This window comes from Aeromonas sp. Y318-3, assembly GCF_027706185.1.
In the GTDB taxonomy this organism is placed as follows: Bacteria; Pseudomonadota; Gammaproteobacteria; order Enterobacterales; family Aeromonadaceae; genus Aeromonas; species Aeromonas veronii.
This window is the reverse complement of record NZ_JAPDCN010000016.1, coordinates 1-19,151: the sequence shown is the minus strand read 5'-3', so window position 1 is coordinate 19,151 and position 19,151 is coordinate 1. Positions and strand designations below refer to the sequence as shown.

Sequence of the window (19,151 nt, the reverse complement as noted above, 5' to 3'; positions counted from 1 at the left end):
CGTCTTACTCTGGTAACGTCAGGGAGACACGCCATGAGCCAAGAACAACTGGTAATGCAGGATGCAGAGTTAGAGTTTGACGCTGAACCCGAATCTCATGAAGTAGAAGAGTTGCAGGAGGTAGCCGCCGAGGCGGAAGATATTATCTCCGATGAGTTGCTGGCACCTGAGCTGAACAAGGTGATGGATGCCACGCAGCTCTATCTGGGGGAGATAGGTTTCTCCCCGCTGCTCACTGCCGAAGAGGAAGTCTACTACGCCCGTCGTGCCTTGCGGGGTGACAAAGCCGCCCGCAAGCGCATGATCGAGTCCAACCTGCGACTGGTGGTGAAAATCGCCCGCCGTTACAACAACCGTGGCCTGGTGCTGCTGGATCTCATCGAAGAGGGCAACCTCGGTCTTATCCGCGCGGTCGAGAAGTTTGACCCCGAGCGCGGCTTCCGTTTCTCTACCTATGCGACCTGGTGGATCCGCCAGACCATCGAGCGGGCCATCATGAACCAGACCCGCACCATCCGTCTGCCCATTCACGTGGTCAAAGAGTTAAACGTTTACCTGCGCACCGCGCGCGAACTCTCTCACCGTCTCGATCACGAGCCGACCGCCGAGGATATCGCCTTCGCGCTGGATCGTTCGGTGGACGATGTGAATCGCATGCTCAAGCTCAACGAGAAGATCACCTCGGTGGACACCCCCATTGGTGGCGATCGCGACAAGGCGCTGCTGGATGTGCTCTCCGACGAGCGCGGCATGGGGCCTGAGCTGGAGTCACAGGAAGATGATATGCGCAGCAGCATTGTGCACTGGCTGGAGGAACTCAACCCCAAGCAGCGGGAAGTGCTGGCCCGTCGTTTCGGTCTGCTGGGCTACGAGCCCGCTACCCTCGAGGATGTGGGGGCCGAGATTGGCCTGACCCGCGAGCGGGTACGCCAGATCCAGGTGGAGGGGCTGCGCCGTCTGCGGGAGATCCTGCTGAGTCAGGGGCTTTCCATCGAGGCGCTATTTCGTACCAATTAAGCATCCGCACCAACGGAATGCGGCATCAGCCAGATAGCACGAGGGGAGCAACAGCTCCCCTCGTTTTTTATTGCCTGTCGTCTGGCGATGGCTTCGTGGTTATACCAGCTCAGCCAGCATGGTGTCGGCGTAGGGCACCAGCGCTTCGCCATTTTTCACTTTGGCGAGATAGTCCGGGTTGGCGATAAGCGGACGACCGATAGCCACCAGATCGAAGCGGTTGGCCTCGATGGCTGCTGCGGCGCGCTCGGCGTCGTAGTTGCCCACTCCGACCAGATTGCCCTTGTAGTGGGCGCGCAGATAGTCGGAGGCGCGGCCACCCAGATAATCGAAGGTGAGGTTGTCATCGAAGATGCCGAGGTGGATATAGGCCAGCGGGCGATCGTTGAGCTTGCCCAGCAGGTAGTCGAACACGGCGCGATCTTCCGGGCTGCCCGCCAGATGGACATAGGCACCCGGTGAGAGGCGAATACCTACCCGATCACCACCGATACGGGCGCTGATGGCATCGACCACTTCCAGCGCGAAGCGGCTCATCTTTTCCGGGCTGCCACCGTAGTTGTCGGTGCGCAGGTTGGTGGAGTGGTGCAGGAACTGGTCGATCAGGTAGCCATTGGCGCCGTGGATCTCCACCCCGTCAAAGCCCGCCTCGATGGCGTTGGCACCGGCTTGGGCGTAATCCAGCACCAGCTGGGCGATTTCCGCCTCGGTCAAGGCGCGCGGCACCTGATAGGTGAGCTCGCGCATGCGGGGCACGGTGCCCTCGTGCGCCACGGCAGAGGGGGCCAACACTTCAGCCTGATGGAAGAAGGGGTGGGAGAGGCGACCGACGTGCCACAGCTGGGCGAAGATCTTGCCGCCCTTGGCGTGCACGGCGCTGGTGACTTTCTTCCAGCCATCGATCTGCGCCTGGGTGAAGAGGCCCGGGGTATTGGGGTAGCCCTGCGCATCGGGGCGGATGATGACGGCCTCGGAAACAATCAGGCCGATGTCGGCGCGGCGGCCGTAATAGGCAGCCATCTGCTCGGTCGGCACCAGACCTGGGCCTGCCATGCAGCGGGTGAGCGGGGCCATCATGAAACGGTTGGCCAGGGTCAGAGTGTCATTGAGTCGATACGGCTGAAACAGGGTATTCATGATAGGTTGTCCTGAACGGGTTATTCTTGAACGTGCATTCAAGACGTTTTTTGCGTCGGGCGCAAGCTTTTTTTGAATGCGCGTTCAAGAAGGTTGGCCCGAGCGGGCGGCTGGGGTAAACTTGCCGCCCTTTCCAGCCACTCTTTATCGGCGGGCCCTGTTGCCCCTTGCCGGTGAACCATTTCCCACGGGAGGAACCATGCGCATAGCCGAGTTTGATCGCGACGAGGTACTGCGAAATGCCATGGAAGCGTTTCGCGCCAAGGGATATGCCAAGACCACCATGCAGGAGCTGGTGGCTGCCACCGGCCTGCACCCGGGCAGTATTTACGGCGCCTTTGGCAACAAGCGCGGCCTGCTGCTGGCGGCGGTGGATCACTATGTCGAGGGTAAACGCACCCTGCGCCGCTCCCTGCTCGACAACCCGAGCCCGCTGGCGGGCCTTGCGGCCTATCTCGACCGGATTGTAGGGGAGGCGCTCTGCGGCTCCTGTCTGGTGACTCGCACCATGATGGAGCTGAGCGAGCAGGATGAGGAGCTGACCCAGCGGGTCAAGGGGATCTATGGCGAGCTGGAGCAGGATCTGGCCGAGTTGCTGACGCAGGCGCAGGCCAAGGGTGAACTGGCTCCGGATAGCAATATCCACACCCTCACTGCCCTGCTGCTGATCAACCTGCAAGGGCTGGTCACCTTCGCCCAGTGCCGCCCCGATCGCCCCCTGCTCGACGACGTAGTCGCCCAGCTGATGCGGGCCCTGCGGGCGTAAAAATAGTCAGTGGATTGGGTGTCCCCTTCTCCGTTTTTGCTTTTTGAATTGAGGAGAAGGGGTCAATCGGATTGGTGTAATGAGAGCAGGATAAAATCCAGCGCGGAGTTGAGCCTGCCCAGTACATCGTTATTCCACACTCGTATCACCCGAAATCCCTGCTGATTGAGATAGGCTGTCCGAGCCTCATCATGCATCTGGTTCGCTAGTGTTCCATGTTGCGAACCATCCACTTCGATGATCAATCCCTGTTCAAGGCAGATGAAGTCCACCACATAGGGGCCGATGGGCATTTGGCGGCGAAATTTCAGCCCCGCCAGACGGCGATTGCGCAACTGTTGCCACAGTTTCTGCTCTGCCTGTGTGGCATCTCGTCTCAGTCGCTTGGCAACACGGTTGCTCTCCATTACTTGCTCCCACTCTGTATCGCCTTATAGATATAGCCAGCTTCCCATCTGTTTACCGGTTGGGTATTGCGTCCCCTCACCCTAGCCCTCTCCCAATGGGAGAGGGAAAAGATCGAGTTGTGGTTGGGATTGGGCTGATCATCACTGTGTTCATTGCCGGATTCGAGCAGGGGAAGCTGGATTGGGTGATAGCAGATGGCGATAACTTTTCGAATGTATTGGGAGTCGCCTAGCTGGCAGACTGGCTGAATGGTTGTCAGCGATGCTGCAAGTGGTAGCGTAACTGCTCCCTTCTCCCCTTGCGGGAGAAGGGTTGGGGATGAGGGGGAAGGCGCCGCCCTCACCCTAACCCTCTCCCAGAGGGAGAGGGAATTGATCGAGGTTCGGTTTGGGCATCATGGTCGGCCAACAAGCTCCTTCATCAAATCCTTGAGCCACACCTGCGCCGGTTGTTGCGTATGCGCCGATGGGGTATGCCAGACGCTGCGGCCTCACCTCGGCCCCACCAGCTCTTTCATCAAATCTTTCAGCCATACCAGCGCCGGTTGCTGCGCGTGCACGGGGTGCCAGACGCAGTTTAAGTGGTAATCCGGCACGTCTTCGGGCAGCGGCAGGCTTTTCAGCGGCCAGTGGGTGGCGAGCAGCTCGGCCACCATGCTGGGCAGCACCAAGAGGTGATCGCTCTGACTGACGATGGCGGCGGCGGACATATAGCTCTGACTGTTGACCGAGATGGTGCGGCTAAAGCCCTGACTCTTCAGATAGCGGTCGAGGCTTGCCTCCGAGGTACCAAGCGGCGAGTGGAACACATGGGGCATGGCGATGAGCTGCGGCAAGGTGATGCGCTCTTGCCACTGGGAAGGGTCATCCTCGGCGCCGGCGCGGGCCGATTTGGCAATCGGCAGATCGGCGCGTACCAGCCCGGCCAGCGGCTCGGTGAGCCAGGTCTCTTTGCCCAGATACCCCGGCACCTGCATGTACTCGTCAAAGCCCAGCACCAGATCGATCTCGCCGCTCGCCAGCTCGGCTTCGGGCAGGGTGTCGCGCAGGATGCGGATCTCGATGGTGACCCCGGGCGCCAGCCGCCTGAGCCGCTGAATAAGCGGCGGGATCAGCACACACTCCACGTAATCTGTGGTGCAGAGCACGAAGCGCCGCTTCGACTGGCTCGGCTCGAACTCCTCTTCCTCGGTGAGCTGCTGCTCCAGCAGCCGCAGCGCCTGCTGCACTCCGAGATGCAACCGCTGGGCGCGCGGGGTCGGCAGCATCCCCTGCGGGGTGCGCACCAGGAGCGGGTCGCCGAGAAAGGTGCGCAGCCGGTTAAGGGAGTGGCTCATGGCGGGCTGGCTGATAAAGAGCGCTTCGGCGGCGCGGGTGACGCTGCCCTGCGTCATCAGGGCGTCAAACGCGAGCAGCAGATTGAGGTCGAGCTGGTGCAGTTTCATGGGGGGATTATTCGCCGTGTTTATGGGACAATCCATCCTATTCATTTGATGGATGGGGGCGCAACGTCTTACTCTGCGACCCACTGTTATTTTTCCAAGGTTCCCGCGCCGCATCGGGCGTAAACGGGGGCCTTAATCCATGCAAGGAGCCTTGCGATGAGCATCAAGACCATTAACTCCACGCCGGCCGCCGACGGCTTCACCATGCCCGCCGAGTGGGCGCACCAGCAGGCCGTCTGGATGATCTGGCCGTTTCGCCCGGACAACTGGCGCGTAGCCGGTCGTTTCGCGCAAGAGACCTTCGCCAAGGTGGCCGATGCCATCGGCGGTGCCACCCCGGTCTTTATGGGGGTGCCAGCCCGGTTTATGGAGCAGGCCCGCGCCATCATGCCCGCCCACGTCACTCTGGTCGAAATGAACAGCGATGACTGCTGGGCCCGCGATACCGGCCCGACCATTGTGACCAACGCGGCCGGCGAGTGCCGTGGGGTGGATTGGGGCTTCAACGCCTGGGGCGGTCACAAGGGCGGTCTCTACTACCCGTGGAATCAGGATGAAGAGGTCGCTGCCCAGATGCTGGCCCAGCACGGCATGGCTCGTTACGATGCGCCGCTGATTCTGGAAGGGGGCTCCATCCACGTCGATGGTGAAGGCACCTGCCTGACCACCGCCGAGTGCCTGCTCAACGAAAACCGCAACCCGCACCTGACCAAAGAGCAGATCGAAGCGCACCTGCGCGACTATCTGGGCGTCACCAGCTTTATCTGGCTGGACGAAGGCGTCTACATGGATGAAACCGACGGCCACATCGACAACATGTGCTGCTTCGTGCGTCCGGGTGAAGTGGCCCTGCACTGGACTGACGACCAGAACGATCCCCAGTACGCCCGCTCCGTGGCCGCCCTCAAGGTGCTGGAAGCGGCGGTCGATGCCAAGGGTCGCAAGCTGAAAGTGTGGAAGCTGCCCCAGCCGGGCCCGCTGTTCTGCACTGAAGAGGAGTCTGCCGGTGTCGAGAGCGGCAGCGGTGTGCCGCGCGAGGCAGAAGGCCGTCTGGCCGGTTCCTACGTGAACTTCCTCATCACCAACGATCGCATCGTCTATCCGCTGCTGGATGCCGCCACCGATGGCGAAGCCCAGCGCATTCTGGAAGAGATCTTCCCGGAGCACACAGTGATCGGCGTACCGGCCCGCGAGATCCTGCTGGGCGGTGGCAATATTCACTGCATTACTCAGCAGATCCCTTCCGGCAAATAAGAACCGGTTCCTGCTGGTATTCAAAACCCCACGCCGTGGGGTTTTATCTCTTGATGGTGTGATGGTCGCAGGCGCTGATGCGGCGATCATCATGACAAACAGTCACCCTTTTACAGGAGATCAAAATGATCGAAGTGACCGAGGTTTCCATTGCCGAGCTGCGTGCCGCGCTCGAATCAGGCCGCACCACAGCGGTCGAACTGGTCAAGGCCTATCTGGCCCGGATCGAGGCCTACAATGGCCCCGAGACTGCCACCAAACTCAATGCCGTGGTGGTCGCCAATCCCGATGCGCTGAAAGAAGCCGAGGCTTCTGATGCCCGCCGTGCCCGTGGCGAGACTCTGGGCCCGCTCGACGGCATCCCCTATACCGCCAAAGACAGCTATCTGGTCAAGGGGCTGACCGCTGCCTCCGGCAGCCCGGCCTTCAAGGATTTGGTGGCCCAGCGCGATGCCTTTACCGTGGAACGCCTGCGCGCCGCCGGTGCCATCTGCCTTGGCAAAACCAATATGCCGCCGATGGCCAATGGCGGCATGCAGCGCGGCGTCTATGGCCGTGCCGAGAGCCCCTACAACGCCGACTATCTGACTGCGCCGTTTGCCTCCGGCTCCTCCAACGGCGCCGGTACCGCCACCGCCGCCAGCTTCTCCGCCTTTGGTCTGGCGGAAGAGACCTGGTCGAGCGGCCGTGGCCCTGCTTCCAACAACGGTCTGTGCGCCTACACCCCGTCCCGTGGCGTGATTTCGGTGCGCGGCAACTGGCCGCTGACTCCGACCATGGATGTGGTGGTGCCTTATGCCCGCACCATGGCCGATCTGCTGGAAGTGCTCGACGTAGTGGTCGCCGACGATACCGACACCCGTGGCGATCTGTGGCGCCTGCAGCCCTGGGTGCAGCTGCCCAAGGCCTCCGAAGTGCGTCCGGCTTCCTATCTGGAGCTGGCTGCCAAGCCCGATGCCCTCAAGGGCAAGCGCCTCGGCGTGCCGCGCATGTTTATCAACAAGGATGAACTGGCTGGCACCAGCGAAAACCCCGGTATCGGCGGCCCGACCGGTCAGCGCATCCATACCCGCGAGACCGTGATCTCGCTGTGGGAGCAGGCTCGTCAGGCGCTGGAAGCCGCTGGCGCCGAAGTCATCGAAGTGGACTTCCCGCTGGTCTCCAACTGCGAAGGGGACCGACCCGGCGCGCCGACCGTGTTCAATCGCGGCATCGTGAGCCCGGAGTTTCTCAACGACGAGCTGTGGGAGCTCTCCGGCTGGGCGTTTGACGACTTCCTGCGCGCCAACGGCGATCCCAAGTTGAACAAGCTGGCCGATGTCGATGGGCCGAAGATCTTCCCCCACGATCCGGGCACATTGCCGAACCGCGAGGGCGATCTGGCGGCGGGCATGGACGAGTACGTCAATATGGCCAAGCGTGGCCTGAAATCCTGGGACGAGATCGTCACAGTGCCGGATGGCCTGCGCGGTCTGGAGAAGACCCGCAAGCTGGACCTGGAGGACTGGATGGACGGGCTCAAGCTCGACGCCGTGCTGTTCCCCACCGTCGCCGACGTCGCCCCGGCTGATGCGGATGTGAATCCGGCCTCTGCCGATATCGCCTGGAGCAACGGCATCTGGGTTGCCAACGGCAACCTCGCCATTCGCCACCTCGGCGTGCCGACTGTCACCGTCCCCATGGGCATCATGGCCGATATCGGTATGCCGGTGGGCCTGACCTTCGCCGGTCGCGCCTATGACGACAACAACCTGCTGCGCTTTGCCTCGGCCTTCGAGTCTACCGGCAGCAAGCGTATGGTGCCGCCACGCACGCCGCCGTTGGCCTGATAGAGTTAGTGTCCTGTCCGCTAGGAATAGTGATAAAGAGGGAGGCATCATGCCTCCCTCTTTTTTCGTCCAGTTTTATGACTTCGGCCATCCCCCCCGGATATTCTGGTCCGCGCCCATCTCGCTATTTGTCGCATGCGGAGTTTGCCTATCTTTGAACACATTGCATCTCACCCACGGGCTTAACATCGTCGAGGTGGCGCCATTGGGAGCCATGTTTTCACAATTTTAGTTGTGCCGGACGAGTCAGTGAGCACAACAAGCTCCAGTGTGTTGCCTCGGTCTTGCAGTTCATCATCCGCAAGCGCAAGGTGCTGATGAGCACACCACTCAGCGGACTATATATTTACTATATCTCAAACCTTTTAAATTATAATAAATGAAATTTTATTTTTTTTACGAATGCTATTATCTTTTGGTCGTTAAATTATTTCCATGCCACTATATGTCTTGTTTTTAAGTTGTATGGATTTTATTTTTCTTGTAAAATAGCAAGCCTAGTTCGATAAAGGGATAGGTGTGAAATGCATAGGTTGTTATTGTCTTTATTTTTGTTTTCGTTTGCATCTAGCATAGTTTATGCGAAAGATAATATGTACCATGGTGCGCTTGCTTATCAAGCTGCAAGATGCATTTCATATATGGAGCTTGCGGGTAAGCAAGGGGATGTTGAATATATTGACCTATTCAACTTGTTTTATAAAAACATGAATAAATACATAGATTCAATTGAGGTTGGTACGCAATCTTATAGAGTTAACAAAAAACTTAAAGTGCCACTTTATTGGCATATTTATGTAAGTGAAAATAAATTCCCAAGGGATGTGCTTGTTGGTCGGATTCTCGAGTGGACAACAGGAATTGAATCTGAAAGGGTTGGGAGTGAGTTTTCTAAAAATGAAAAAGTCATTCCTGAGAGTGCGGGTGAATTAGCCTATAAGAATGCCAATTGTGCATTACTCCATTGATGGTAATAAATATCTATTTAAGTGTTATATTCGAGTCATAATATATATTGAAACCCTTGTGAAAGGGAAGTGGCCGAGAGGCCGCTGATATCTGGAGTTTCCTGCAGGTCTTCGGAGGTAACCGGGACGATTACGCTGCGCTAATCGTCCCTACATCAAGGCGGTGATTGCGTGTTTTGAGCCTTACCTCTCTCCATTTTTCGCACTGCCAACTACCATTTTTGCCGTGGCTCGTCGCCGATTCCCCCTGATTTTTTCTGAATTCCACCTGACTTCACTCAGACTTCACACAACCTCATTTTCCCCTCACAAATCCCCCGTATCTTCTGCTCACTGCTTAAAAGGCCCGGCTTGCCACAGGGGTGGCGAGGGGGCGGTTGGTTCGAGGGAGCAAGATGATGAAAGGTTGGATGAAGTGCGGCTTGGCCGGGGCCGTGGTGCTGATGGCGAGTTTCTGGGGCGGCAGCGTGCGGGCGGCGGGGATCGAGCTCAAGCAGGTGAGTGGCCCTGTCTATGTGGTGGAGGACAACTACTACGTCAAAGAGAACTCCATGGTCTATTTCGGGGCCAAGGGGGTGACGGTGGTGGGGGCGACCTGGACGCCGGATACCGCCCGCGAGCTGCACAAGCTGATCAAACGGGTCAGCAGCAAGCCGGTGCTGGAGGTGATCAACACCAACTACCACACCGATCGGGCGGGTGGTAACGCCTACTGGAAGTCCATTGGCGCCAAGGTGGTCTCGACCCGCCAGACCCGGGATCTGATGAAGAGCGACTGGGCCGAGATTGTCGCCTTTACCCGCAAGGGGCTGCCGGAGTACCCGGATCTGCCGCTGGTGCTGCCCAACGTGGTGCACGATGGCGACTTCACGCTGCAAGAGGGCAAGGTGCGCGCCTTCTACGCGGGCCCGGCCCACACGCCAGACGGCATCTTTGTCTACTTCCCCGACGAGCAGGTGCTCTATGGCAACTGCATCCTCAAGGAGAAGCTGGGCAACCTGAGCTTTGCCAATGTGAAGGCCTATCCGCAGACCATCGAGCGGCTCAAGGCGATGAAGCTGCCAATCAAGACGGTGATCGGCGGTCACGACTCGCCGCTGCACGGCCCCGAGCTGATTGATCACTATGAAGAGTTGATCAAGGCGGCGCCGCAGTCATAGCTGCTGCGTGGCAGAGAGCCTGCAAGCCGTGCCATCGCTGCAATCAGCAGCCATAACGGCACACCACAAAACGCCCGCTTTCAGGAAATAAGCGGGCCTTTTGCATTGGCGGCCTTTTTGGTGGCTGTGAGTGCGATGGATTAAGGCTGTTCAATGCGGGTGGGCTTTCATAAGATGGCCCTCTCTCTTTTCCCTGAAAGCCGTCAATTTTCGTTATGCAATACGCCTCTCTCGCGCGCCTCAAGCAGGCCTTTATCACCGGGATGTGGGCCTCGCTGGTCAGCATCGTTATCGGCTTCGCCTTCAAGGTGTGGCTGGCGCAGTGGGTCGCCAAGGGGGAGCTGGCGCTGTTCAACAGCGTGGTGGATTTGATCTCCCTCTCCTTTATCCTGATGACAGGTTTTCGCTCCTCCATGGTGGTGAGCTATTCCCAGACCAAGAACGATCGGGACATCATCAATATCTTTCGCTACTTCCTTATCGGCATCGTGCTGCTCACCTGGGGGGCGGTGATCCCCTATATCAAGCACGGGCTCCATATCCGGGTGGAGTATCTGCAACTGGTAGGGGTCATTTTCGGGCTGGGGCTCAAGGTCTACTTCACCAATCTGGTGGCCATGTACCGGATGTATCAGCTCTCCAACCGGGTCACCTGGCTGGAGCCGCTGGCCAACGGTCTGCTGTTTATGGCCTGCTACTTTGGGCTGGGGATGGATGCGCTCCCTTCGCTCTTCTACGGGCTGACCTTCTCGTCACTCGCCATCGCCGGTTATATGTATGTTTCGCGCCGTCGGGCCATCGCCACCAAGCCGCTGGCCAAGGTAGCGTTCGGCCCCGAGATGGTGAGCTATGTGAAGAAGAGCTTTACCGCCTCCCTGGAGGCGGGGGCCAGCATCCTGATGATCTACATCACTGTGCTGCTCACCATCCGCCACTTCAGCATCGACGAGCTGGGGGATTTTCAGGTGGTGGTTCGCCCCATCTTCACCTATATGACCACCCTGTTTGTCTTCCCCATCTACCGCTTCGTGCTGCCGGAGCTGGCGGTCAATCTGCGCAATGGCGATCACCGCCAGATAAGGTTGATCCGCCGCTGGATCTTCCGGCTCTCCGCCATTGTCAGTCTGGCCTTCTTTGGCTTGATGCTGCTGGCGGGCAAGCCGCTGGTGCTGCTGTTCTTCCCCGCCGACTACGTGGGGGCGGTGCCCGTGCTGTTCCACTTCTCCATCTTCTTTATCTTTATGATGCTCAACGGCTATCAGCTCGCCTATATCAAGGCTCACGGTCACTTTACCCGGAGTTTGTTGATCCGGCTGGCGGGCATAGTGGCGCTGATTGCGGCCTACTATCTGGTGGCCGAATTCACCGCCAACGTGGTGGCAATTATTGTGGCGCTGGGCCTCGGTTATATGGTGATGTTTATCCTCTCGACCCTGGCGGAGCGGCAGATCTTGCGATCCCTGCCACTGGTGCTGGCGACCCGCTAGGGCTCTACTCGCCAAGAGCAGGCTCCTGTCAGATAACAAAAAAACGCCCGTGCGGGCGTTTTTTATTGGCGGTGCAGGGGCGGCTTAACGCTTGCCTTTGCCACCCTTGTTGCCAGCGAGCGCCTGCTTTCTGGCGCGCTGCTTCTGGGCCGCCTTGCTGTTGCGGCGCGGCTCGGGCTCGAAGCGGGTGAGATCCGGCTCAAAGCCCGGAAACCACTGCTGGGGCAAGCGGGTGTCGAGCACAGATTCCACCTTCTCCAGCAGCGGTGCATCTTCCGGGCTGCACAGGGTAATGGCGAGCCCCTTGTTGCCAGCGCGGCCGGTGCGACCGATACGGTGGACGTAATCCTCCGCCACAAACGGGAACTCGAGGTTAATCACATAGTTGAGATCGCTGATATCGAGGCCGCGAGCCGCCACGTCGGTGGCGACCAGTGCCTGGAGGGTGCCGGCGCGAAACTCCAGCAGCACTTTTTCTCGCGCGCTTTGCGACAGATCGCCGTGGAAGGCCAGCGCATTGATGCCCGTCTTGCCAAGCTGCTGGGCCAGTTTGTCAGCCCCTTGGCGGGTGCGGCTGAAGATAAGCGCCGGTGCCCACCCTTTCACTTTGAGCATGTGTTCGACCAGCGCCAGCTTGCGATCGCTATCCACCGTGTAGACCCGCTGCTCCACCTCGGCCGCCGTGGTGTTGCGCGGTGCCACTTCAATCAGCTCGGGGTCGCGTAGCAGCACCTTGCAGAGGGCAAACAGGTTGTCGTCGCAGGTGGCGGAGAAGAGCAGTGTCTGGCGATCCGCCGGGATCTGTTTGAGCAGCGCGGTGATCTCGTCCATAAAGCCCATGTCGAGCATGCGATCCGCCTCGTCAAACACCAGATGGCGCAGGCTATCCAGGCTCAATGCCCCCTGACGCAGATGGTCGAGCAGGCGGCCCGGGGTGGCGATAAGCAGATCCACCCCGGCTTGAAGCGCCTCGACCTGCGCCGCGATACTCACTCCGCCGTAGACTTGCGTGCTGGTGAGACCGGTGCCCTGGCCGTAGCGCGCCACGCTCTCGGCGACCTGCACCGCCAGCTCGCGGGTCGGCACCAGCACCAGCGCGCGGATCGGGCGGGGCTCTGCTTGTGGCTGTTGTAGCAACTGCTCCAGCAGCGGCAGCACAAAGGCGGCGGTCTTGCCGGTGCCGGTCTGGGCGCCTGCCATCAGATCCCGCCCTGCCAGAATGACGGGGATGGCGCGAGCCTGAATGGGGGTCGGTGCGGCATAGCCGAGCTCGGTCAGGGTCTGCTGCAAGCGGGGGGAGAGGGCCAGTTCGGCAAAGGAGGCTGTGGACATAGGGGCACCAGTCGGGGTTATCGCGGCCTGCGGCCACGATGCAATGAGTGATCGTGGCCGCGATGGTAACAGAAGCAGGGGGAGCGGCAGAAGGCGGCTATGCCTCTGCGTCGTCCGGCAACGGGCGGATCAGCCGGATCTTTTTGCCCTCGTAGCAGGCGATGTTGTGCTTGCCGTGCTGTTTGACGTGGTAGAGCAGCTCATCGGCCAGATGCACCGCCTCGGTGACGGTGAGGTAGTCGCGAATGCGGATCACCCCGGCGGAGAAGGTGATGGGGGTGGGCAGCTCGGGGATCCCCAATGGTCGATCCAGCAGGCGACCAGCGGAGTGGATCATCATCTCGTCATCCTCCATCCCCTTGAACAGCACGATAAACTCCTCGCCGCCCCAACGGATGGCGCTGTCCACCTTGCGGATATTGCTTCTGAGGTGGCGGGCAAAGGCGACCAGTGCCAGATCCCCGACGCTATGGCCATAGGTGTCGTTGATCGACTTGAAGTTGTCGATATCGAGGATCATCAGATAGTCGTGCTCATGGAGCAGACTCTGGCAGAGCACATCTCTGCGTGGCAGCCGGGTCAGGTGGTCGGTGTGCGCCAGGGTGCGCAGCCGCAGGTAGATCTGCTTCCAGGCCACCATGCCCATCAACAGCACGATGAGATAGACCTTGAAGGCCGCACTTTGCAGGGCCAGCTTGACGAAATCAAACCAGCTGTAGGACCACTTCAGATAGAGATCATCCCCCGCCTTGGTGCGCATAAAGGGTTTGCTCAGGCAGAGATGCCTCGGGCGGCAGGGCTCGGCGGCTTCAAACGATATGTTGGTGCGGGTCGGGTTGATGGTGTCGAAGGGTCGCAGCACATCGTTAAATGCTTCATCGACGGCGATGTCGATACCGAGCAGCCCGTATTTGTAACCGCCGCGCCCCGACTGATGAATGAAGGGGAAGTACATCACTATGGTGTTGCGCATGCTGAAGCTGTCGATCTCGATATCGGAGACAAAGGCTTCATCGGCGCTGCACAAAGGGCGGCCGGGGGCAAAGCTGGCGCAACCGAAGTAGTGATACCAGGCGGGCAGGGTCATCAGATCCACCTTGATCGGCGCCAGTCTGGTGGGCAGCACATTGTTGTCGGCCACCATGCCGATCAGCCGGTAGTCATTCCAGATGGTGTAGATATTGATCACCTCCGGATAGGAGAGGGCATAGCGGAAGGTGTTGAGGATATTGGCGGCCGGGTATCGCAGCGGAATATCGGCAAAGCGGTATTTGCTTTTGAGGTCATACCCGTAGAGATAGTCGCTGCCGACGCTATTCGGGGGCGGTGGCTGATCGAGCAGATGGTGCTGTGCCAGATAGCTGGTGATGTTCTCCACCTTGAGGATCTTGGCTCGCTGGTAGAAGACCTCGAACACGTTCTTCTGTCTGGCTGTGATGAGATCCATGTCGTGCTGGATAGTGAGATAGGTGTAGTAGAAGACAGTGCCCAGCCCGGTCAGGGCGAGCAGGGCTAATCCGGCCACTTTGACGATGAACTGGCGAGCACACGCCGATGGCCAGCGCAAGGCTGGGAGGTTACCTGAAAATAAGGTCATAGGTGTCTGGTTAGAGTACCGATAGGGGCGCGGGCGCCATACGGGCAAAGTATACGCGAAGGAAATCCCGACAGGATCCACCGACAAACCTTGCCAGAAGCTGAAGCCCTCACCACTTATTTATCCCTACTCCACGATCAGCACGCTCTCGCTGGCCAGATGGTGCAGCCACTCCCTGACGATCAGCAGCACGGCGGCAAAGTGCTCGTCGCGGGGCAGCAAGCTGGCGGCGAGGGGATCCCCTTCCGCCATCGCGGCCAGCTGGCCAAAGGCTTGCTCCACCAGATCCCGGTCGAGCTGGTTGTCCCCCAGCACTTCGGCCAGCGACGGCTGGCTGCGCAGGGTCAGCTGCAAGCCGGACGGGATCTGCGGGGCGATGCGCATCAGCTCATCTTCCACCACCATGATGGCCCGCTCCAGTTCGAGCGGGGTGGGTGGCGCATTGCGAAACGGTCCGGGCTGGATGGCGTGGGTGCCAAAGGCCAGCGGGTAGTGTGACGGGGCCGCATCTGGCTGGCTCAGCCAGAGCTGACTGCTCTGTTCACCAATCTCCAGCAGCAGGGTCATCATCTCCGGTACGGGTTGTGTCATGGTGCTGAGCTCCTGTATTGTAAACGTTTTCCCATTCTGCCTTTGATACCCCCGCTATCGCCGTTTGGCGAGCACAATTTCTGCGAGTCGTCCCTCACTTTGTTGCAAACCCCTTGCAAAAAAATCCATTGGTGGCAGTCTGGATGTCTAAATGGCTGTCGCCGTTTCGTTATCCTCAGATGATTCAGGAGTTCAGATATGGATATTCGTACCGCTCCCCGCGCCATCGCGCTCGCCCTCATGCTGGCAAGCGGCATCGCCGCCGCCAACGAAGCGCTGGTGATCCAGACCGATTTCGGCCTCAAAGATGGCGCCGTGTCGGCCATGAAGGGGGTTGCCTTCGGGGTGGATCGCACCCTGCCGCTCTATGACCTGACCCACGAGATCCCGGCTTACAACATTTGGGAAGCCTCCTACCGCCTCTACCAGACCCTGCAGTATTGGCCCAAGGGCACCGTGTTTGTCAGCGTGGTTGATCCCGGTGTCGGCACCGAGCGCAAGTCAGTGGTCCTCAAGACCAAGAGCGGCCAATACATCGTGACTCCGGACAACGGCACCCTGACCCTTGTGGCCGAACACTTCGGCATCGAGGCGGTACGCCAGATCGATGAGAAGCTCAACCGCCTCAAGGGCTCCGAGAAGTCCTACACCTTCCATGGCCGCGATGTGTACGCCTATACCGGCGCACGGCTCGCCTCCGGCGCCATCAGCTACGAGCAGGTCGGCCCGCTGCTGCCCGCCGAAGTGGTGAAGATCCCCTATCAGCCTGCGGTAGCCGAGAAAGATGGCACCCTCAAGGGCACCATCCCGATCCTCGATGTGCAGTACGGCAACGTCTGGACCAATATCGATGATGTCCTGCTGACCAAGGCGGGGATCAACAAGGGGGATAACGCCTGCATCAAGATCCGCGAAGGGGATGTGGTGAAATATGACGGCAAGGTCCCTTACGTCAGCAGTTTCGGTGACGTGCCGGAAGGTCAGCCGCTGGTCTACCTCAACAGTCTGCTGCAGGTGTCAGTGGCGTTGAACATGGACAGCTTCGCCGCCAAGCATCAGGTGCAATCCGGCGCCAACTGGCATATCAGCCTGAAGAAGTGCTCCTGACCCGTACATATATAAGTAGAAATAGAAACAGCAACGGGCGCCTCGGCGCCCGTTTTGTTCTCTGGTAATAAAGAAAGGGATCAGAACTCGTTGGAGAGCGCCTTGTACCCTTTGACCAGGTCGATATTGGTATGGGCCACGTCCTCGGAGAACTCGGCGGCATCTACCGAAACCCGCGGGATATGGGTCAGATCGCTCTGCTGGTTGATGCGGGTGGTGGAGGGGACGTAGAACTCCGGCGGCAGATCGCAGCCATCGATCACCGAGTTGTGACGCACCACGGCACCGTCACCGATATGGCAGTTGAACAGCACGCTGTTGAAGCCGATAAAGACCCGGTTTCCCACTTCGCACGGTCCGTGGACGATGGAGCGGTGGGCGATGGAGGTGTACTCGCCGATGGTGACGGCGGCGCCGGATTTGGAGTGGATCACCACGCCATCCTGAATATTGGAGTTGGCGCCGATGACGATGGGTTCCATCTCGCCGTTGGCATCCACTTCGTCGGCGCGGATCACCGCATAGGGGCCGACAAAGACATTCTCTTTGATGATCACCTTGCCGCAGATGATGGCGGTCTTGTCGATATAGGCGGATTCGTCGATGACAGGCAGATGGCCGGAGGGATTCTTGCGGATCATGTTACATCCTGTGGTTGCCAAGAGGGATTATCTGGTGGTGGACGAGGAGCCTACCGGTCGGTCAGCTTACCCCTGCTCGCCCTCTGGTGAAACCCCTGACTGGTCTGACCCTTGTCGTATGCCGTTTCGGCATGGCTGTTTCCGGTCGCCAGAATATGGGAGCATGGCTGTTATCCCGAGTCGCGTTAGATGGACATATAAAGATGAAGAAGATGATTGCCCTGTTGGTGGGTGGTTTATTGCTCTCCTCGGCCGTGCAGGCCAAAGGGGAGGCGGGGGAGTTTGACTATTACGCCATGGCGCTCTCCTGGTCGCCCGAGCATTGCGCCGTCAAACCGGCCGATCGGGACCAGTGTTCCCGCAAGCTGGGCTTTGTGCTGCACGGTCTTTGGCCCCAGTACGATCGCGGTTACCCCAGCAACTGCACTCGCGAACGGCTCGATCCCGATATGGAGAGCGAGTTTGCCGACCTCTACCCCAGCCGTTTCCTCTATCGCCATGAGTGGGAGAAGCACGGTACCTGCTCCGGCTTGAGCCAGCACGCCTTCCATCAGCTGGCAAGCGATCTGCGCCAGAAGGTGAAGATCCCGGCGGCTTATCAATCCCCGGAAGAGCCTCTGCGCAAAACCAGTTTCCAGCTCAAGGCCGATCTGGCGAGCGCCAACCAGTGGCTGGCTCCCGACAACATCACGGTGGCTTGCGCCGATGGTGGCCGCTTCCTGCGGGAGATCTACATCTGCGTCAATAAAGAGGGGACGGATGCGGTCACCTGCTCCGCCGAGATGCAAAAGCGTGAGCGTCGCTCCTGTGGTCAGCCGGATTTCCTGCTGCGCAGCGTGCGTTAAGCCTCCACTCTTTGCGGGCCTGATGTGTAACCACGGTTATCAGAAAGGAGTCTGACAGATGGATGGCAACAACCGGTTTGGCCCGCAAGAGCGGGCAATGCTGCTCGGGGTGAACGGATGAGCCTGTTTGCCGAGCTGGGGATGCGTTATCCCATTATTCAGGCACCGATGGCCGGTGTGCAGGGCAGCTATCTGGCGCTGGCCGTGACCCGTGCGGGCGGCTTGGGCTCCTTGCCTGCCGCCATGCTCACATCAGCGGAACTGCGCAGCGAACTGGGGCGTCTTGCCCAAAGCGGCCTTGGGCCATTTAACATCAACTTCTTCTGCCATCGGCAACGGGAACCGGATCCCGTTGAACTGGCCCGCTGGCAGCAGCGCCTGGTTCCCTACTACGCCGAGTTCGGCATACTTCCCCCAACCGTTACGACGGCGCCAAGTCGTGCCCCTTTCAATGGGGAACATGCCGCCATGGTGGCTGAGTTCAGACCGGCGGTGGTCAGCTTTCACTTCGGTTTGCCCGCTCCCGAGCTGCTTGCCCGGGTGAAAGCAGCGGGGGCCAAGGTCTTGGCCAGCGCCACCACGGTGGCGGAGGCTGTATGGCTCGCTCAACACGGCGCCGATGCCATCATCGCTCAGGGATTGGAGGCGGGCGGTCATCGCGGTCATTTCCTCTCCGATGATCTCGCCTTGCAGCAGAGCACCCTGACCCTGCTGGCACAAATTCTCGCGGTGACCGATCTGCCGGTGATTGCCGCTGGCGGTATCGTCGATGGCAAGGGGATCGCCAACGCGTTGGCAATGGGGGCGAGAGCCGTGCAGATGGGCACCGCCTTTCTCTGCTGCCATGAAGCGACCACCTCGGCGTTGCATCGCGCCGCCATCCATTCACCAGAGGGCCAGCAGACGGCACTGACCAATCTGTTCAGTGGCCGTCCGGCGCGGGGGATCGTCAACCGTCTTATGAAAGAGCTGGGCCCGCTCTCGGATCTTGCCCCTCACTTCCCCTATGCCAGTGGCGCACTGGCACCGCTGCGCGTCGCCGCCGAGAAGGCGGGGGACAGTGGCTTCTCTCCGCTCTGGGCTGGGCAGGATGTATCGGGTTGCAGGGATCTTCCTGCCAGCGAGCTGATGGCGTGCTGGGTCAAAGAGGCTGGATTGGGATAAGCGCTTCTATATATGCCTCATACGCCTTCTTATATAGAAGATGTCGAGGGCGCTGCGCGTTAGACGCGACAGTGCGGCAATGGTGGATGAGTGCCAGGCCAGTACCCTTGTAAGGCATTTATCCGGTGTAAAACGTTCTCACTTCACCCTTGGTTGTGGATAAGTCTGTATAAAGGCTGTGTGTTGATATGAATAACCAAGAAGTTGCACTTTTTTGCAATTTTATTGCGGTAAAGCCTTGCCAATGTGAGCTGGATCGCTATAATGCGCCACATCGACAGGGCAAGCGGCAACGCAAACAACCTCGTCGGTAACCTCGAAAAGCCCTTGAAAATAAGGCTTGACTCGAGAAGGCGGTTGAGTAGAATTCCACTCCCGCAGCAACACACTGTTGCGTCGCTCTT

Annotated in this window: 18 protein-coding genes; 10 read left to right on the top strand and 8 right to left on the bottom strand. The window is 59.4% G+C overall.

The window, feature by feature from the left end; translation table 11 throughout:
• The first annotated feature begins 33 nt into the window (after nt 1–33).
• Entirely contained in the window at nt 34–1,017 is a 984-nt protein-coding gene (gene rpoS / locus OKB77_RS18900; RefSeq protein ID WP_005362773.1) for an RNA polymerase sigma factor RpoS, read from the top strand.
• A gap of 99 nt (nt 1,018–1,116) precedes the next feature.
• Here the strand turns inward: rpoS and OKB77_RS18895 are convergent, their stop codons facing one another.
• A complete protein-coding gene (locus OKB77_RS18895; protein WP_064341391.1) occupies nt 1,117–2,154 on the bottom strand; it encodes an alkene reductase in 1,038 nt (345 codons plus the stop codon).
• A 199-nt stretch (nt 2,155–2,353) separates the two neighbouring features.
• Between OKB77_RS18895 and OKB77_RS18890 the strand changes: the two genes are divergently transcribed.
• Nucleotides 2,354–2,920 carry a TetR/AcrR family transcriptional regulator gene (locus OKB77_RS18890; protein WP_005335495.1) on the top strand — a complete coding sequence of 189 codons (567 nt, stop codon included), beginning with the start codon at nt 2,354–2,356 and terminating at the stop codon, nt 2,918–2,920.
• Nucleotides 2,921–2,982: 62 nt separating this feature from the next.
• Here OKB77_RS18890 and OKB77_RS18885 read toward each other — a convergent pair whose 3' ends face one another.
• Together OKB77_RS18885 and OKB77_RS18880 are read right to left on the bottom strand one after the other, a co-directional pair.
• Complete coding sequence (locus tag OKB77_RS18885) at nt 2,983–3,327, bottom strand: endonuclease domain-containing protein (RefSeq protein ID WP_064341393.1); 345 nt, start codon at nt 3,325–3,327, stop codon at nt 2,983–2,985.
• 491 nt (nt 3,328–3,818) lie between these two features.
• Entirely contained in the window at nt 3,819–4,772 is a 954-nt protein-coding gene (locus OKB77_RS18880; RefSeq protein ID WP_123172417.1) for a LysR family transcriptional regulator, read from the bottom strand.
• A 156-nt stretch (nt 4,773–4,928) separates the two neighbouring features.
• Here OKB77_RS18880 and aguA point away from each other — a divergent pair, with 156 nt between their 5' ends.
• The 5 genes from aguA (at nt 4,929) to OKB77_RS18855 (ending at nt 11,470) form a co-directional block, all read left to right on the top strand.
• Nucleotides 4,929–6,026, top strand: a complete 1,098-nt coding sequence (aguA, locus tag OKB77_RS18875; protein ID WP_199416432.1) for an agmatine deiminase — start codon at nt 4,929–4,931, stop codon at nt 6,024–6,026.
• A gap of 125 nt (nt 6,027–6,151) precedes the next feature.
• Nucleotides 6,152–7,855, top strand: coding sequence for an amidase (locus OKB77_RS18870; RefSeq protein ID WP_064341395.1), 1,704 nt, complete (start codon nt 6,152–6,154; stop codon nt 7,853–7,855).
• A 524-nt stretch (nt 7,856–8,379) separates the two neighbouring features.
• Complete coding sequence (locus tag OKB77_RS18865) at nt 8,380–8,823, top strand: hypothetical protein (RefSeq protein WP_164461680.1); 444 nt, start codon at nt 8,380–8,382, stop codon at nt 8,821–8,823.
• Nucleotides 8,824–9,218: 395 nt separating this feature from the next.
• The gene (gene cphA / locus OKB77_RS18860) at nt 9,219–9,983 is read left to right on the top strand and encodes a CphA family subclass B2 metallo-beta-lactamase (protein WP_081253301.1); all 765 of its coding nucleotides are present in this window, start codon (nt 9,219–9,221) and stop codon (nt 9,981–9,983) included.
• 215 nt (nt 9,984–10,198) lie between these two features.
• On the top strand, nt 10,199–11,470 hold the full coding sequence (locus tag OKB77_RS18855; protein WP_064341398.1) for a hypothetical protein: 1,272 nt from the start codon (nt 10,199–10,201) through the stop codon (nt 11,468–11,470).
• 84 nt (nt 11,471–11,554) lie between these two features.
• Here OKB77_RS18855 and OKB77_RS18850 read toward each other — a convergent pair whose 3' ends face one another.
• From OKB77_RS18850 to OKB77_RS18840, 3 genes are all read right to left on the bottom strand, one after another.
• Nucleotides 11,555–12,802 carry a DEAD/DEAH box helicase gene (locus OKB77_RS18850; RefSeq protein ID WP_199416863.1) on the bottom strand — a complete coding sequence of 416 codons (1,248 nt, stop codon included), beginning with the start codon at nt 12,800–12,802 and terminating at the stop codon, nt 11,555–11,557.
• Between the two features lie 97 nt (nt 12,803–12,899).
• Entirely contained in the window at nt 12,900–14,399 is a 1,500-nt protein-coding gene (locus OKB77_RS18845; RefSeq protein WP_234784151.1) for a GGDEF domain-containing protein, read from the bottom strand.
• A gap of 126 nt (nt 14,400–14,525) precedes the next feature.
• Nucleotides 14,526–14,990 (bottom strand): hypothetical protein, encoded by a 465-nt coding sequence (locus OKB77_RS18840; RefSeq protein WP_199416864.1) that lies wholly within the window; start codon nt 14,988–14,990, stop codon nt 14,526–14,528.
• 198 nt (nt 14,991–15,188) lie between these two features.
• On the opposite strand from OKB77_RS18840, the gene OKB77_RS18835 reads away from it, so the two are divergent.
• Nucleotides 15,189–16,097 carry an SAM hydrolase/SAM-dependent halogenase family protein gene (locus tag OKB77_RS18835; protein ID WP_199416865.1) on the top strand — a complete coding sequence of 303 codons (909 nt, stop codon included), beginning with the start codon at nt 15,189–15,191 and terminating at the stop codon, nt 16,095–16,097.
• An 80-nt stretch (nt 16,098–16,177) separates the two neighbouring features.
• Here the strand turns inward: OKB77_RS18835 and OKB77_RS18830 are convergent, their stop codons facing one another.
• Nucleotides 16,178–16,738: a gamma carbonic anhydrase family protein gene (locus OKB77_RS18830; protein ID WP_005343397.1), complete on the bottom strand. Its 561-nt coding sequence runs from the start codon at nt 16,736–16,738 to the stop codon at nt 16,178–16,180.
• Nucleotides 16,739–16,941: 203 nt separating this feature from the next.
• On the opposite strand from OKB77_RS18830, the gene OKB77_RS18825 reads away from it, so the two are divergent.
• Both OKB77_RS18825 and OKB77_RS18820 read left to right on the top strand, forming a co-directional pair.
• Nucleotides 16,942–17,583 carry a ribonuclease T2 family protein gene (locus tag OKB77_RS18825; RefSeq protein ID WP_123172425.1) on the top strand — a complete coding sequence of 214 codons (642 nt, stop codon included), beginning with the start codon at nt 16,942–16,944 and terminating at the stop codon, nt 17,581–17,583.
• A 117-nt stretch (nt 17,584–17,700) separates the two neighbouring features.
• Nucleotides 17,701–18,747, top strand: coding sequence for an NAD(P)H-dependent flavin oxidoreductase (locus OKB77_RS18820; RefSeq protein WP_199416866.1), 1,047 nt, complete (start codon nt 17,701–17,703; stop codon nt 18,745–18,747).
• Nucleotides 18,748–18,969: 222 nt separating this feature from the next.
• On the opposite strand, the gene OKB77_RS18815 is transcribed toward OKB77_RS18820, so the two are convergent.
• Nucleotides 18,970–19,151: hypothetical protein (locus OKB77_RS18815; RefSeq protein WP_270818136.1), on the bottom strand; the 182-nt coding region annotated here is incomplete at its 5' end.

Excerpts from the sequence above, each read along its gene's own strand:
- OKB77_RS18890 (WP_005335495.1), top strand. The coding sequence starts at position 2,354 with ATGCGCATAGCCGAGTTTGATCGCGACGAGGTACTGCGAAATGCCATG.
- aguA (WP_199416432.1), top strand. The coding sequence starts at position 4,929 with ATGAGCATCAAGACCATTAACTCCACGCCGGCCGCCGACGGCTTCACC.
- OKB77_RS18855 (WP_064341398.1), top strand. The coding sequence starts at position 10,199 with ATGCAATACGCCTCTCTCGCGCGCCTCAAGCAGGCCTTTATCACCGGG.
- OKB77_RS18895 (WP_064341391.1), bottom strand. The coding sequence starts at position 2,154 with ATGAATACCCTGTTTCAGCCGTATCGACTCAATGACACTCTGACCCTG.
- OKB77_RS18835 (WP_199416865.1), top strand. The coding sequence starts at position 15,189 with ATGGATATTCGTACCGCTCCCCGCGCCATCGCGCTCGCCCTCATGCTG.
- OKB77_RS18825 (WP_123172425.1), top strand. The coding sequence starts at position 16,942 with ATGAAGAAGATGATTGCCCTGTTGGTGGGTGGTTTATTGCTCTCCTCG.
- cphA (WP_081253301.1), top strand. The coding sequence starts at position 9,219 with ATGATGAAAGGTTGGATGAAGTGCGGCTTGGCCGGGGCCGTGGTGCTG.
- OKB77_RS18840 (WP_199416864.1), bottom strand. The coding sequence starts at position 14,990 with ATGACACAACCCGTACCGGAGATGATGACCCTGCTGCTGGAGATTGGT.
- OKB77_RS18850 (WP_199416863.1), bottom strand. The coding sequence starts at position 12,802 with ATGTCCACAGCCTCCTTTGCCGAACTGGCCCTCTCCCCCCGCTTGCAG.
- OKB77_RS18820 (WP_199416866.1), top strand. The coding sequence starts at position 17,701 with ATGAGCCTGTTTGCCGAGCTGGGGATGCGTTATCCCATTATTCAGGCA.
- OKB77_RS18885 (WP_064341393.1), bottom strand. The coding sequence starts at position 3,327 with ATGGAGAGCAACCGTGTTGCCAAGCGACTGAGACGAGATGCCACACAG.
- rpoS (WP_005362773.1), top strand. The coding sequence starts at position 34 with ATGAGCCAAGAACAACTGGTAATGCAGGATGCAGAGTTAGAGTTTGAC.
- OKB77_RS18830 (WP_005343397.1), bottom strand. The coding sequence starts at position 16,738 with ATGATCCGCAAGAATCCCTCCGGCCATCTGCCTGTCATCGACGAATCC.
- OKB77_RS18845 (WP_234784151.1), bottom strand. The coding sequence starts at position 14,399 with ATGACCTTATTTTCAGGTAACCTCCCAGCCTTGCGCTGGCCATCGGCG.
- OKB77_RS18870 (WP_064341395.1), top strand. The coding sequence starts at position 6,152 with ATGATCGAAGTGACCGAGGTTTCCATTGCCGAGCTGCGTGCCGCGCTC.
- OKB77_RS18880 (WP_123172417.1), bottom strand. The coding sequence starts at position 4,772 with ATGAAACTGCACCAGCTCGACCTCAATCTGCTGCTCGCGTTTGACGCC.
- OKB77_RS18865 (WP_164461680.1), top strand. The coding sequence starts at position 8,380 with ATGCATAGGTTGTTATTGTCTTTATTTTTGTTTTCGTTTGCATCTAGC.